The organism is Methylobacterium sp. 37f (assembly GCF_023093475.1).
In the GTDB taxonomy this organism is placed as follows: Bacteria; Pseudomonadota; Alphaproteobacteria; order Rhizobiales; family Beijerinckiaceae; genus Methylobacterium.
Genome location: NZ_JAGHKN010000023.1, coordinates 33155 through 46097, shown reverse-complemented (window position 1 = coordinate 46097; position 12943 = coordinate 33155). Strand labels below are relative to the sequence as shown.

Here is a 12943-nt window from a genome sequence, read left to right as displayed (position 1 = left end):
ATTTAAAAACTTCGTGCTTTCAGTCGCACGGGTCGACCTTTGTTGACTGATTTCTTAGTTCAGAGACGGTGGTCCAACGTATGTCAGGTTGTGCCTGCCGGTATGAAAATCAACGTTAAGATTAATATCCCGAAGATTCGAAGCGTGCCGCCGCTGTTGAAGCAGCCGACACATCGGACTGAACCTTGGATTGCCACGTCCGCTATGTGAATTTTTACTGCACACTTGCGGACGGGCGCCGAATCCGGTCCATCATCACTCTTTGCGTGACTTCGCCAGCGCTGTGTCTCGGCGACGAGATCGCACCCGCGTTCCTCGACGACCCCGGCGCGCCGGAGTCGTCAAACAGAGTGCGGGCGCTCGATGGTCCGCTCAGGACATCGTCGGCATGACGAAGTCGGCACCGGCGCGGATGCCGGTGGGCCAGCGGGTCGTGATGGTCTTCAGGCGAGTGTAGAAGCGCACCCCCTCCGGCCCGTGCATGTGGTGGTCGCCGAACAGCGACGCCTTCCAGCCGCCGAAGGAGTGGAACGCCATCGGTACCGGGATCGGCACGTTGATGCCGACCATGCCGACCTCGATCCCGTGGGCGAACTCGCGGGCCGCATCCCCGTCGCGGGTGAAGATTGCCGTCCCGTTGCCGAACTCGTGCTCGTTGATGAGCTTCGCCGCCGTGGCGTAGTCCGGCACCCGGGTGATCGCCAGGACGGGGCCGAAGATCTCCTCCTTGTAGATCGACATGTCCGGGGTGACCCGGTCGAACAGCGTTCCGCCGAGAAAATAGCCGCCCTCGTAGCCCTGCAGGCTCAGGCCGCGCCCGTCGACGAGGAGTTCGGCGCCCTCCGCCACACCCGCATCGATGTAGCCGCTGACCTTGTCGCGATGGACCCGTGTCACCAGAGGACCCATTTCCGAATCCGGATCGGTGCCCGGCCCGACCTTCAGCGCCCGCACCTTGGGGATCAGCTTCGCCACCAGCGCGTCGGCGGTCTTCTCGCCGACGGGCACCGCCACCGAGATCGCCATGCAGCGCTCGCCGGCCGAGCCGTAGGCGGCGCCCATCAGTGCGTCCACCGCCTGGTCGAGGTCGGCGTCGGGCATGACGATCATGTGGTTCTTGGCCCCGCCCAGGCACTGGGCGCGCTTTCCGTTGGCCGTCGCCGTCGCGTAGATGTACCGGGCGATCGGGGTCGAGCCGACGAAGCTGACGGCTGCGATGTCGGGGTGGTGCAGGAGGGCGTCCACCGCTTCCTTGTCACCGTGCACCACGCTGAAGACGCCGTGGGGCAGGCCCGCCTCCTTGAGCCAGGCCGCCACCAGCAGCGCGGGCGAGGGGTCGCGCTCGGAGGGCTTCAGGATGAAGCAGTTGCCGCAGGCCAGCGCCACCGGAAACATCCACATCGGCACCATGACGGGGAAGTTGAACGGCGTGATGCCGGCGACCACGCCGAGCGGCTGACGCAGCGAATGGCTGTCGACGCGGGTGCCGACGTTCTCGGTGACCTCACCCTTGAGGAGCTGGGGGATGCCGGTGGCGAACTCCACCACCTCGAGGCCGCGCTGGATCTCGCCCTTGGCGTCCGACAGCACCTTGCCGTGCTCGGCGGTGATCAGGGCTGCGAGTTCGTCGATCCGGTCCTCGGCGATGCGCAGGAAGGCATTGAGGATGCGTGCGCGGCGCAGGGGCGTGGTCGATGCCCAGGTGCGGGCGACCGCCTTGGCGGCGGCCACGGCCGTGTTCACGTCCGCGGTGCTGGCCAGCGCGACACGGCCGGTCTCCTCGCCGGTGGCGGGATTGAAGACCGGGGCGGAGCGCGTGCCGGTGCCGGCGACGGTGCGGCCGCCGATGAAGTGGGAGATCGTGGTGGTCATCGTAAGTCCTGACAGAAAGCGCTTCGGAAAAGTTCAGGCCGCGCGGGCGATGGCGTCGCCGAGAATCGACGCCATGGTGTCGATCTGGTCGCGCTCCACGATCAGCGGCGGCGACAGGGCGACGATGTCGCCGGTGACCCGGACGAGGAGGCCGCGCTCGAAGCAGTCGACGAAGACGTCGTAGGCTCGCGCCCCGGGGGCTCCGGGCCGGGGCGACAGCTCGATGCCGGCGACGAGGCCGATCGTGCGGATGTCGACGACGTGGCCGGCGCCCCGCAGGTCGTGCATGGCGCTGGACCAATCGTCGGCAAGATCGGCGCCGCGGGTGAGCAGGCCCTCCTGCGCGTAGATGTCGAGGGTCGCGAGACCGGCGGCGCAGGCGACCGGGTGACCGGAATAGGTGTAGCCGTGGAACAGCTCGATCACCGCCTCCGGGCCGTGCATCAGCGCATCGTGGACCCGCCGCGCGCAGAAGACCGCTCCCATCGGCAGGGTGCCGTTGGTCAGCCCCTTCGCGGTGGTGACGAGGTCGGGGATCACGCCGAAGTAATCCGTCGCGAAGGGCGTGCCGAGGCGGCCGAAACCGGTGATGACCTCGTCGAAGATCAGCAGGATGCCGTGCCGGTCGCAGATCGCGCGCAGGCGCTCCAGATAGTCCGTCGGCGGCAGGAGGACGCCGGTGGAGCCGGCCACCGGCTCGACGATGCAGGCCGCGATGGTCTCGGCGCCGTGGAGCGCCACGAGGCGTTCGAGATCGTCGGCGAGGTCTGCGCCGTGTGCGGGCAGGCCCTTCGAGAAGGCGTTGCGCTCGGGGTCGTGGGTGTGTCGCAGGTGGTCGACGCCCGGCAGCAGCGGAAACACGCGACGGTTGTTGACGAGACCGCCCACCGAGATGCCGCCGAAGCCGACGCCATGATAGCCGCGCTCGCGCCCGATCAGCTTGGTGCGCGTGCCCTGGCCGATGGCGCGCTGATAGGCCAGCGCGATCTTCAGGGCGGTGTCGACCGATTCGGAGCCGGAGCCCGTGAAGAACACGCGGTCGAGCCCGGCTTCCGGGCCGCCCGGCGCGATGGCGGCGAGCCGTTCGGCGAAGTCGAAGGCCGCCGGATGCCCCATCTGGAAGGAAGGCGCGAAATCGAGGGTGGTGAGCTGGCGCTCCACCGCCGAGGCGATGCCCTGCCGCCCATGCCCGGCATTGACGCACCAGAGGCCTGCGGTGCCGTCGAGGACGCTGCGTCCATCGGTGGCGGTGTAGTGCATGCCCTTGGCCGAGGCGAGCATGCGGGGCGCGGCCTTGAACTGCCGGTTTGCCGTGAAGGGCATCCAGTAGGCATCGAGCCCAGGAGCATTGGCTGTCGGGTGGTGGTCCATGAAGATCTTCAACCCAGAGATGTCGCTGCGTCCGAAGAAGCGCTGATTGTCGCGGCCGGACAAGTCCTTTTCTGCGCGAGACGAAGTGCTTGATAAGACGGGGGCTCTGCGGGCAATGTCGGTGAATCCTGAACATCCCTAACGGGCGTTCCGCCCTGGGGCCGACTCACGGGTTCCGATGAGCATCGATCTCGGCGCGCGCCTGCGCTTCGTCCGCACCGCCCACGGCCTGTCGCAGCGTGCGCTCGCCAAGCGCACCGGTGTCCCGAATTCCACGATCTCGTTGATCGAATCGAACGGTGTGAACCCCTCCGTGGGGGCCCTCAAGCGCATTCTCGACGGCATTCCCATCGGCTTGTCGGAGTTCTTCGCGGTGGAGCCGGAGCGCTCGCGCAAGGCGTTCTACCGCGCCGACGAACTCACCGAGATCGGCCGGGCGCCGATCTCCTACCGGCAGGTCGGCGACAACCTGTTCGGTCGCAGCCTGCAATTGCTGAGGGAGCGCTACGAGCCGGGCGCAGATACCGGCCGCGTGCCCCTGGTCCATGACGGCGAGGAGGGCGGCATCATCCTGTCCGGCCGCCTGGAGGTGACGGTCGATTCGGAGCGTCGCATCCTCGGACCGGGCGACGCCTATTCGTTCGACAGCCGCCGTCCCCATCGCTTCCGCTGCGTCGGTCCCGTCGCCTGCGAGGTCGTGAGCGCCTGCACGCCGCCGACGTTCTGAGGTGGAATGCGCCTCTGGCCGTCACCGAACGATCTGGTATACCACGAGTAGACGCAGGCTTCGGAGCGCCGCATGACCCTTCTCTTCAGCCACGAGGCCGCCTTCGGGCACCGGACCCCGCATGGGCATCCCGAGCGGCCGGAGCGCATGCAGGCGGTCCAGGACGCGCTCGGGACGGAGGCTTTCGCGGCCCTCGACCGCCGGGCGCCGGAGCCCGCGAGCCTGGAGACCGTTGCGCTGGCCCATCCCGAGGAATGGGTCCGGGCCATGGTGGCGGCCGCCCCCGCCGAGGGACTGGTCCATGTCGATTCCGATACCGTGCTGTCGCCCGGCACCATCGACTGCGTGCTGCGCGGGGTCGGTGCCGCGGTCCAGGGCGTTGACGCGGTGATGACGGGCCAGGCCCGCAACGCCTTCTCGGCCATGCGCCCGCCGGGCCACCATGCCGAGCGCACCCGCGCCATGGGGTTCTGCCTGTTCAACAACGCGGCGATCGCGGCCCGTCATGCCAAGGTCACCTACGGGGTGGAGCGGGTGGCCATCGTCGACTGGGATGTGCACCACGGCAACGGGACCCAGGACATCTTCTGGGCCGATCCCGCCGTGCTGTTCTGCTCCACCCACCAGATGCCGCTCTATCCCGGCACCGGCGCGGTCTCCGAATCCGGCGACCACGACACCATCGTCAACGCCCCCCTCAAGCCGGGAGCGGACGGCGAGCGGTTCCGCGAGGCGTTCACGGCGCGCATCCTGCCCCGCCTGACGGATTTCTGGCCCGACCTCATCATCATCTCGGCCGGTTTCGATGCCCATTGGCGCGACCCTCTCGCCAACCTGATGCTGGAAGCGGAAGATTTTGCCTGGGCGACCCGTGCGGTGATGACGATTGCGGAACAGGCCTGCAATGGGCGCATCGTCTCCCTGCTGGAGGGCGGCTATGACCTGCGCGGCCTCGCCGAATCCACCGCCGCGCACGTGGCGGTCCTCATGGAGTCGTGACGGGGCTGGTTCCGACGACGCGCCGGCTCGGGCTTTCCGAGGCGGGCGCCTGACCCACCTATGTGACAATGCTGAATGATCGTCGCCTGGCCCGCCTGACGGCCCGTGCCCTCCAGACCTCCCATGGGCGCCCGAGCCAGGACAGGCCGGGCCTGCGCAAGATCGTCAGCTGGAACCTGTTGCGGCGGGTCGGCGCCAACGTCGCCGGCATCGCCGCGCTGATCGAGCGCGAGCAGCCCGACCTCGTGCTGATGCAGGAGGCCACGAAGGAGATCGAGGGTCTGCGGGCCAAAGTCGGCGGCCATTATGCCTGGGCCCAGATGCCCGGGCGCATCCATGGCCTCGCGGTCTGGAGTCCGACGCCGTTCGTCACGGCCCCGAAGGCCATCGCGCTGCCCGCCGGGGCGATGTTCGACCGGGTCAGTCAGGTCATCGATCTCGGCGCCTTCGGCGTCGCCAACGTCCATCTCTCGCACGGGCAGGTGCTGAACCGCCGGCAGTTGCGCTGCATCGAGCAGAGTCTGCCGGAACGGGCCGCCGTCATCGGCGACTACAACCTCGTCGGGCCGACCCTGCTGCCGGGCTTCCGCGACGTCGGTCCGCGCCTGCCGACGCACGCCATGGCGCGGGTCGTGCCCCTGCGGCTCGACCGCTGCCTCGTGCGCGGGCTGACCTGCCACGGCCGCAGCGTGCTGCCGCGCGGGGAATCGGATCACCGGCCGATCATCGTCCACCTGGCGCCGACCCAGGGGTCCGTCCTGCGGGACCCCGCGGAGGCCGACAAGCCTACAGGTATGGCAGCAATAATCGGACACCTGCGTCGCGCAGCCGGACGGGGAGGTCGCGGCGGGACAGGTCCTCGAGCGTCAGCCGAACGCTCATCTTTTCTCGCATGAAGGCATCGAGGTGCCGGGCCAATCCCGGATCGTAGGCCTCGACGTTCAGCTCGAAGTTCAGGCGGAAGCTGCGGGTGTCCCAGTTGGCGCTGCCGATGAAGCACCAGGCGTCGTCGATCACCAGGAGCTTGGCGTGGTCGAACGGCGGATCGTCGAGCCAGATCCGGACGTCGCTGCGCAGGAGCGGATCGACATGGGCCCGCGTCGCCCAGTCGACGACGGCGTGGTCGCTGTCCATCGGGATGATCACGTCCACGGCGAGGCCGCGCAGGGCCGCGAGGGAGAGCGCACTGACCAGCACCTCGCTCGGCAGGAAATAGGGCGTCATGAGGCGGATGCTGGTTCGGGCGCAGGTGATCGCCTCAAGCACCACCAGTTCGATCTTGCGCAGGTCCGCGTCCGGCCCCGAGGTGACGACCCGGGCCTGGGTCTCGCCGCAGGGGCCGAGGGGCGGAAACCAGAGCGGCCCCTCCAAGTCCTCGTCCATCACGAAGGCCCAGTCGCTGGCGAAAGCCGCCGTGAGTTGCGCCACGACTGGCCCCTCGATGCGGAAATGGACGTCGCGCACCGGCTCGGGCGGGTTCGTTGTCACGCGATTCTCGTCGGCGATGTTGATCCCGCCCGTGAAGGCGAGCGCTCCGTCGACGATCAGCAGCTTCTTGTGGGTGCGCAGGTTGAGAAACGGCATCCGCCAGGGCAGCACGGAATGCATGAAGCGGCCAACCGGCACGCCGCGCCGTCGCAACCCGCCATAGATGGCGGCGAAGAAGTAGCCGCTGCCGATTCCATCCACCAGGACCCGCACCGCGACGCCCCGGTGATGGGCGTCCTCCAGCGCCGACAGGAAGGCGCGCCCGATCTCATCCTTGCGGAAGATGTAGCTCGAGAGCGCCACCGAGTGCTGCGCCTCGCCGATCGCCGCCAGCATTGCCGGATAGACCTGATCGCCGTTGCGCAGGGTCTCGATGCGGTTGCCGGCCTGGAGGGAGAGGGCGGTGATGCGCTGGACCGCCCGGTCGAGGGGGCGGAAACGCTCGGGGAGGGGCGGCCCTTCGGGCTCCTCCGCGCGGTCAGCCGGGTTGGGCCGCGACGGCTTGATGCGCAGCTTCTGCGCCCGGCGCGTGACCCGGTTGACGCCGAACAGGGCGTAGAGCGCGCTGCCGAACAGGGGCGCCAGCCACACCAGTCCGATCCAGCCGATGGCCGCGCCGACCTCGCGCTTGCGCAGGAGGATGTGGATGCTGATCAGGCCCGACAGGGTGGCGCCCGCAAGCCAGACGACCTCGGTGGGAATCGACGCCAGGGCGCCGATCCATGAGAGCAATGCCTGTTCCAACGCCGCTCCCGATCCTCGATCCAGCGGGGAGATACGCCAAGGTCGACCGCTGCGCCAATTCCCGGTGCGCGGAAGTCCGAGTGCGCGGGAGCATGACGAAACATCCAGAGCGCTCGGCCCGGTCGCGCCGGCTTGCGTCCGGTCGAAGCCAGGAAAGCCCTGCGGGTGCTCCAGATCGCGCCGTTGCTTGATCTTTGTGAAGGTAAACTGGTCTTCGATCTCGTAAATGGAGGCGAAGAGGATTTGGCGTAAAACTTGGCCAATATTCAGGGAGGGTGGCGGGGATGTCTCGCTTGTTCGAGGAGCGCGAGCGTGCGGCCGAGATGCGGTTCGTCCGCTCCGAGGAGGCGCGGTTCCTGGCGCATTGTCAGGGCGTGAAGTCGCTGGCGGCCTATGCCGCCGAACTGCTCGGCGTCGACCGGCTCAGCTCGGACGCCTACGCGGACGAGCTGATGGCCTCGGTTATCCAAGGGGCACGCAGCCAGGCCCTCGTGGAGCGGGTCCAGGCCGACCTGAGGGCGAACGGCGTCTCCGCCGAAATCGGAATCCTGGCCCAGCAGTTGTGCAGGCCACCCGGACCCGGAGCCCAGGCGCCTCGCCCGGATTGAACCGCGTTCCGGCCCGGACAGGCGTCGGTACGTGAGGGGGCTGGTGGCGCGGAGGTCCGGAGACAGGAGCGCCCATCCGGGAACGCGTGGCCACCAACGTCCAGACCCATGAACTTCCGGGTGTTTCGGCGGTTGCGTCACCGACGTCAACCGAAACGGACGAACCCATGCATTTCCGGACCCTGGTACACGCGGCGGCATGGGGCGTGTGCCTGTGCGGACCCGCTTTCGCCCAGACGCTGGCGCCCACCGGTGGCGCCGGCAATACGGGCGTGAGGCCGCCCTCGATGGCGCCCGGCGAAGTGCCCGACGCAACGGGTCCGGCCGGCCGCCCGGCTCAGGCGGTGCCCGGCAACCCCAGCCCGACCTCTGTCCCCGGCAGCACCCCGGGCGTCAACATCGGCGGGACACCGACCAGCGGCCCGCCCGGCACCGGCGGCACTTCGGGCGGTCCCTCGATCGGCAACCAGTAGGGGCCGGCTCGCGCGAGGGGGTCCGAGAGTCTGTCAGGTTCTTTCTGAACCAGCCAGACCCCCGAGGCTTTCGTTTTCGTATGTCTGGTCGGGAGAACCGGTTTCCACCGATCCGCGACAAACTCTAGCGCGAGGGGGTCGTCGCCAGGCGCCGGGCCGTGACGACCCCGAGGATGGCGATCACCAGGGCGCAGAGACCGAGGGACGCCCCTTGTCCCAGGCTCTGCAGGGCTCCCCCCAGAATCGCCACGCCCAACGCCTGCCCGCAGAAGAACGAGAAGGCGTGTAGCGCGACCGCCGAGGCCCGGGCGGTCGGCGCCACCTCCGTCACCTGCACCTGGAAGGTGTTGTGGAGCATATAGAAGCCCAGACCCATGGCCACCAGGGCGGCGCAGTCGAGCTGCCAAGTGCCGGCGAGGCCTAGGGTGACGAGAGCCCCCGCGCAAATAAACCCGCCGCCGATCAGCATTCGCGACATTCCGAGGAAGCGCAGGAGCAGGCCGACCGAGACCGAATAGAGCAGCCCCCCGGCGGCGAAGCCGGCGAGCGCCAGTCCGGCCTCGCGGGCGCCGCCCTCGCCGCGCGCTTCGATCAGCGGCGCGAGGTGGGGGAAGATCCCGAACACCGAGATCGCCTCGATGAAGACGGCCCCGAACAGGATGCGGGCGCGCGGATTGCCGAGGATGGTGCGGTAGCGCGCCACCGCCGTGCGGAATTCGGGACGCCGGGCCGCCGCGGCGTCCCTCCTGTCGAACCCGATCCAGGCCGCGCCGCAGCCCAGGGCCGCCACCGCGGAGGTGATGGCGAAGACCCCGGTCCAGCCGATCACCCCCTCGATCAGCCCCGCGAAGGTCGAGCCTGAGAGCTGCCCGAGGATGACAGCCACCAGAAAGCGGCCGATGGCGACCTGGCGGCGCTCGATCGGGATGCGGTCGCCCATCAGCGCCAGGGCGAGCGGGACGACACCCCCGGCACTGCCTCCCGCGATCATCCGCAGCACGAACAGGGTGTCGAGGTTGGTGGTGACGGCGCAACCGGCCAGCGCCAAGGTGAGAATGGCGAGACAGATCGCGATGATCCGCTCCTTGCCCAGGGCGTCGCCGACGGGCCCGAGGATGGGCTGGATCAGCGCGTAGGGCAGGGCGAAGGCGGTGGAGAGCAGCGCCACCGTATGGGGATCGCTTTGCAGGTCTCGCGCCAGCACGCCGACGAGCGGTTCGATCGAGCGGCCCGCGAAGGTGCTGGCGAAGCCCGCGAAGGCCAGGATCACGATCAAGCGCGTGGTCGAGAACTCCGCCGTCAGGTCCGATGTCTTTCGTGTGATGACGCTCGTCCTGCGAAGGCGGACGAGCCCGGTTTCGACTGGCCTTCGCCATACGTGGTGGAACTGGCCACGTCGATGCGAAGATCATCGCCGCTGGCCGGACGGGCCGTCCGGAGCGGAAGCATACCCACAGATTTCGTCGCAAGCCTCGAGATGTCCAGGTGCTAGGACCAGATACCCGGAAGAGAATCCACCAAAAAAGGCGGGCTCATCTTGCCGGGTCCGCGTTTCTCGACCGGACTGCAATGACACTACGCCCTGTCGGTTACGCAGACGCTGGCGATCTGCCGCAAGCGGAGCGCGACCTGACGAGATCGATGAGCGGGACGCCCGGTCACGCTGTCTCAGGGCTTGGACGCCGTCTCCGTCGCGGTCAGGTCGATCTCGACGCCGACCTCCAGGGCGACCCACTGGCCCGAGGCCCAGGGACCCTGCCCGACGCCGAACTGCGTGCGTACGAGGTCGAGGTGCCCGACCGCCCGGGCGGTCGATCCCGCGCGGGTCAGCCGGAAGGGCAGGATCGCGTCGCGGCGGATGCCGCGGATCGTCAGGGTGCCGACGGCCTCGTAGGCATCGCCTCCCTTGGCGACGAACCGCGTTGCCTCGAAACGGGCCTGCGGCGTCGCCTTCGTGTCGAACCACTCCGCCTGAGGCAGGGCGGTGTCGCGCTGGGCGTCGCCGGTCTCGGCGCTCGCCAGATCGATGTCGACCACGGCGTGCCCGGCCTCCGGGGCGGCGGGATCGAAGTCGATCCGGGCGGTGAAGCGCTTGAACCGCCCCTGGAACGGTACGCCGACCTGGACCCCCGAGAACCCGATCCGGCTCTTGGCCGCATCCACGGTCCAGGCGGCGGCCTCGGCGCCGGTGGGTCGCGCCAGGGAAGCGATAGCCAGGGACGCAACAGCCAGGGCGGCGACGAGGGCGAGACGGACGGTGATCATGGCGACGATCCAGAGGGAGGCGAGGTTTGGGGCAGCATCCGCCGAAGGGTGTCGTCGCGCAGGACGAGGTGGTGGCGCAGGGCCGCGCCCACATGCAGCAGCAGGAGACCGATAAGGATCCAGGCCCCCCAGGCATGGACCTGCTTGAGCACCGCCTCCATGGCACCCTTGTCGGCCAGCTCGGGCAGCACCGGGAGGTGCGGCCAGGGTAGGATCCCGTAGAGCACGGTCGGCAGGTTGAAGGGTGAGACCGAGACAACGGCCCAGCCGATCAGCGGCAGGCCGAGGAGGAAGCCGTAGAGCAGGGCGTGCGCCGCGTGGGCGCCGGCCCGCTCACGGGCCGGCAGCGTCGCGGGCAGGGGTGGCGGCCGATGGATCAGGCGCCAGCCGAGCCGCAGCAGCGACAGGACCAGCACCGTGATTCCGACCGACTTATGCCATTGATAGAGCTGGAACCGGCGCATCGGCGCCAGGTCCCCATGCGACATGACGAGACCGATCGCGATCAGTCCGAGCACCGCCAGCGCACTGAGCCAGTGCAGCGCGATGGCGACGTGGGTGTAGCGCGGCCGGGGCGCAGTGCGGGCGGTCCCGATCATGACGCTCTCCGTGGTCTGGTGGACGGCCGAGGCTTAGTCCTGGCGTTCGAAGGCGCCCGCGATGGTCAGGTGCAGGTCGTCGCCGATCAGCGGCACGTAGGTCTTCACGCCGAATTCCGAGCGCTTGAGCGTGCCGGTGGCCTCGAAGCCGACCGTGACCTTCTTGTTGAGCGGGTTGACGCCGGCGCCGATGAGCTTGACGTCGAGGGTGACAGGCTTCGTCACGCCGTGCAGGGTCAGGTTGCCGGCGACCTTGGCCTTGTCCTTGCCCTCGGGCGTCACCTTCGTGGAGACGAAGGTCATCTCGGGGAACTTCGCCCCGTCGAGCCACTGGTCGCCCTTCAGCTCGCCGGTCAGCTTGTCGCTGGTCGTCGTCACCGAGGCGACCGGAATCTTGATCGACAACTTCGAGGCGCCGGGGTTCTTCGGCTGCAGATCCAGGGTGCCGGACACGTCCGAGAAGCCGCCCGAGTAGTTCGAGAAGCCCATATGCGAGACCGTCCAGCCGACCTGGGTGTGGCCGGGATCGACCGCGTAGGTGCCGGCCTGGATCTGGGCCGGGTCGCGGGTCGGCGGGGTCTGAGCCAGGGCGGGTGCCGAGAGCGCGAGGGTGAGGGCGATGAGCGACGAGGAGAGACGAATCACGTGGCGACTCCGAGATCGTGGGACACCGAGGGGTGCCGTTCGATGGAGCGCAGATAGGCCGCTTCCCCGCGGTGCGATAGCGCGCTAATCGGGGACACATGGTTGCGCATCTGGAAACCTTCGCTGGAAACCTCGACGACGTGCGTGCGTTCTGCGCGGTGGTCGATCTCGGCAGCATGACCCAGGCCGGCGTGGTCCTGCGCGAGACCAAGGGCAGCGTCAGCCGGCGCGTGGCCCGCCTCGAATCGGTGCTGAAGGTGACCCTGCTGGCCCGCACGCCCCGGGCGGTCTCGCCTACCGCCGAAGGGCTCGCCTTCCATGCCCGGGCGTTGGAGAGCCTCGCTCTCCTCGACGAGGCCCTGCAGACGGCCCGGGGCGCCCGCACGCAGCCCAGCGGTCACCTGCGGGTGACGGCCTCGATCGATTTCGGGGTCGAAGTGCTGCCGGACCTCGTGGCGAGCTTTCGGGCGCGCCACCCGCAGATCACTCTCGAACTTCTCATCACCGACAGCCGCCTCGACCTTGCGGCCAACCGGGTCGACCTGGCGCTGCGCCTCGGCGGTGGCGACCATCCCGACAGCGGCTACACCGCCCCGATCCTCGCCGACCTGACCATCGGTCTCTACGCGGCACCCGCCTATCTGGCGCAACGCCCGGCCCCGGTCGAGATCGCCGCGTTGTCGGCGCACGATGTGGTACTGGCCCGCGAGCGCCTCGGGGCCACCCAGATCCTCGTCTCCGACGGCGATGGCCGGGAACAGGGCGTCACCCTGCGCCCGGCCGTACGGGCGACGGATTTCGCCACGGTGCTGCGCCTTACCCTGGCGGGAGCCGGGATCGGCCACATCCCCAGCCTCGTCGCCGCCAAGTCCCTGGTCCGGGGCGACCTCGTGCGCGTCCTACCCGCCTGGGCGAGCCGGGGCGGAACCCTGCGGGCCGTCACTCTCGCGGGGCGGGAGCTTCCCGCGCGGGTGCGGCTATTCCGCGAGCATGTCCGCATGGAGATGGCCCGGCAGGCCGCGATCTGCAGCATGGCCGGGCATGATCGACCCACGCGGGTGCGCGCCTCGGTGGCGACGGATCATGCGCATTCAGGCAGAGTGTGAGGGCGCGGGGCGAACGCCGCGCGGCAGCGTTCCGGCGACGAGCGGT

At 69.0% G+C, this 12943-nt stretch carries 13 protein-coding genes; 6 read left to right on the top strand and 7 right to left on the bottom strand.

Translation table 11 applies throughout. The features are described from left to right. Positions 1-372: 372 nt before the first annotated feature. Entirely contained in the window at positions 373-1872 is a 1500-nt protein-coding gene (locus tag J7U37_RS15910; protein WP_247636349.1) for a CoA-acylating methylmalonate-semialdehyde dehydrogenase, read from the bottom strand. 33 nt (positions 1873-1905) lie between these two features. Then, positions 1906-3243 carry an aspartate aminotransferase family protein gene (locus tag J7U37_RS15905; protein WP_247636362.1) on the bottom strand — a complete coding sequence of 446 codons (1338 nt, stop codon included), beginning with the start codon at positions 3241-3243 and terminating at the stop codon, positions 1906-1908. Between the two features lie 178 nt (positions 3244-3421). Here J7U37_RS15905 and J7U37_RS15900 point away from each other — a divergent pair, with 178 nt between their 5' ends. From J7U37_RS15900 to J7U37_RS15890, 3 genes are all read left to right on the top strand, one after another. Beyond that, positions 3422-3970, top strand: coding sequence for a cupin domain-containing protein (locus tag J7U37_RS15900; protein WP_056178454.1), 549 nt, complete (start codon positions 3422-3424; stop codon positions 3968-3970). Positions 3971-4042: 72 nt separating this feature from the next. Beyond that, on the top strand, positions 4043-4969 hold the full coding sequence (locus J7U37_RS15895) for a histone deacetylase family protein (protein WP_247636348.1): 927 nt from the start codon (positions 4043-4045) through the stop codon (positions 4967-4969). A gap of 68 nt (positions 4970-5037) precedes the next feature. Further along, entirely contained in the window at positions 5038-5865 is an 828-nt protein-coding gene (locus J7U37_RS15890) for an endonuclease/exonuclease/phosphatase family protein (protein ID WP_247636347.1), read from the top strand. Here J7U37_RS15890 and J7U37_RS15885 read toward each other — a convergent pair. Then, the gene (locus J7U37_RS15885; protein ID WP_247636346.1) at positions 5756-7201 is read right to left on the bottom strand and encodes a phospholipase D-like domain-containing protein; all 1446 of its coding nucleotides are present in this window, start codon (positions 7199-7201) and stop codon (positions 5756-5758) included. The two genes, J7U37_RS15890 and J7U37_RS15885, sit on opposite strands and share 110 nt — an antisense overlap. A gap of 284 nt (positions 7202-7485) precedes the next feature. Here J7U37_RS15885 and J7U37_RS15880 point away from each other — a divergent pair, with 284 nt between their 5' ends. Continuing rightward, positions 7486-7809 carry an ATPase inhibitor subunit zeta gene (locus J7U37_RS15880; protein WP_056178466.1) on the top strand — a complete coding sequence of 108 codons (324 nt, stop codon included), beginning with the start codon at positions 7486-7488 and terminating at the stop codon, positions 7807-7809. A 167-nt stretch (positions 7810-7976) separates the two neighbouring features. Further along, the gene (locus J7U37_RS15875) at positions 7977-8282 is read left to right on the top strand and encodes a hypothetical protein (protein WP_056178469.1); all 306 of its coding nucleotides are present in this window, start codon (positions 7977-7979) and stop codon (positions 8280-8282) included. 124 nt (positions 8283-8406) lie between these two features. Here the strand turns inward: J7U37_RS15875 and J7U37_RS15870 are convergent, their stop codons facing one another. The 4 genes from J7U37_RS15870 to J7U37_RS15855 all read right to left on the bottom strand — a co-directional run bounded on the left by J7U37_RS15870 (position 8407) and on the right by J7U37_RS15855 (position 11791). Next, a complete protein-coding gene (locus J7U37_RS15870; RefSeq protein ID WP_247636361.1) occupies positions 8407-9606 on the bottom strand; it encodes an MFS transporter in 1200 nt (399 codons plus the stop codon). A 344-nt stretch (positions 9607-9950) separates the two neighbouring features. Continuing rightward, the gene (locus tag J7U37_RS15865) at positions 9951-10547 is read right to left on the bottom strand and encodes a YceI family protein (RefSeq protein ID WP_247636345.1); all 597 of its coding nucleotides are present in this window, start codon (positions 10545-10547) and stop codon (positions 9951-9953) included. Beyond that, positions 10544-11146 (bottom strand): cytochrome b, encoded by a 603-nt coding sequence (locus J7U37_RS15860; RefSeq protein WP_247636344.1) that lies wholly within the window; start codon positions 11144-11146, stop codon positions 10544-10546. The genes J7U37_RS15865 and J7U37_RS15860 overlap by 4 nt, the downstream gene beginning before the upstream one ends. Positions 11147-11179: 33 nt before the next feature. Further along, positions 11180-11791 carry a YceI family protein gene (locus tag J7U37_RS15855; protein ID WP_200940870.1) on the bottom strand — a complete coding sequence of 204 codons (612 nt, stop codon included), beginning with the start codon at positions 11789-11791 and terminating at the stop codon, positions 11180-11182. 98 nt (positions 11792-11889) lie between these two features. Between J7U37_RS15855 and J7U37_RS15850 the strand changes: the two genes are divergently transcribed. Continuing rightward, positions 11890-12897, top strand: coding sequence for a LysR family transcriptional regulator (locus J7U37_RS15850; RefSeq protein ID WP_247636343.1), 1008 nt, complete (start codon positions 11890-11892; stop codon positions 12895-12897). The last annotated feature ends 46 nt before the right edge of the window (positions 12898-12943 follow it).

Bases quoted from the DNA above. Each gene is read 5' to 3' on its own strand.
- J7U37_RS15905 (WP_247636362.1), bottom strand. From the start codon at position 3,243: ATGGACCACCACCCGACAGCCAATGCTCCTGGGCTCGATGCCTACTGG.
- J7U37_RS15910 (WP_247636349.1), bottom strand. From the start codon at position 1,872: ATGACCACCACGATCTCCCACTTCATCGGCGGCCGCACCGTCGCCGGC.
- J7U37_RS15900 (WP_056178454.1), top strand. From the start codon at position 3,422: ATGAGCATCGATCTCGGCGCGCGCCTGCGCTTCGTCCGCACCGCCCAC.
- J7U37_RS15850 (WP_247636343.1), top strand. From the start codon at position 11,890: ATGGTTGCGCATCTGGAAACCTTCGCTGGAAACCTCGACGACGTGCGT.
- J7U37_RS15860 (WP_247636344.1), bottom strand. From the start codon at position 11,146: ATGATCGGGACCGCCCGCACTGCGCCCCGGCCGCGCTACACCCACGTC.
- J7U37_RS15865 (WP_247636345.1), bottom strand. From the start codon at position 10,547: ATGATCACCGTCCGTCTCGCCCTCGTCGCCGCCCTGGCTGTTGCGTCC.
- J7U37_RS15890 (WP_247636347.1), top strand. From the start codon at position 5,038: ATGCTGAATGATCGTCGCCTGGCCCGCCTGACGGCCCGTGCCCTCCAG.
- J7U37_RS15895 (WP_247636348.1), top strand. From the start codon at position 4,043: ATGACCCTTCTCTTCAGCCACGAGGCCGCCTTCGGGCACCGGACCCCG.
- J7U37_RS15875 (WP_056178469.1), top strand. From the start codon at position 7,977: ATGCATTTCCGGACCCTGGTACACGCGGCGGCATGGGGCGTGTGCCTG.
- J7U37_RS15880 (WP_056178466.1), top strand. From the start codon at position 7,486: ATGTCTCGCTTGTTCGAGGAGCGCGAGCGTGCGGCCGAGATGCGGTTC.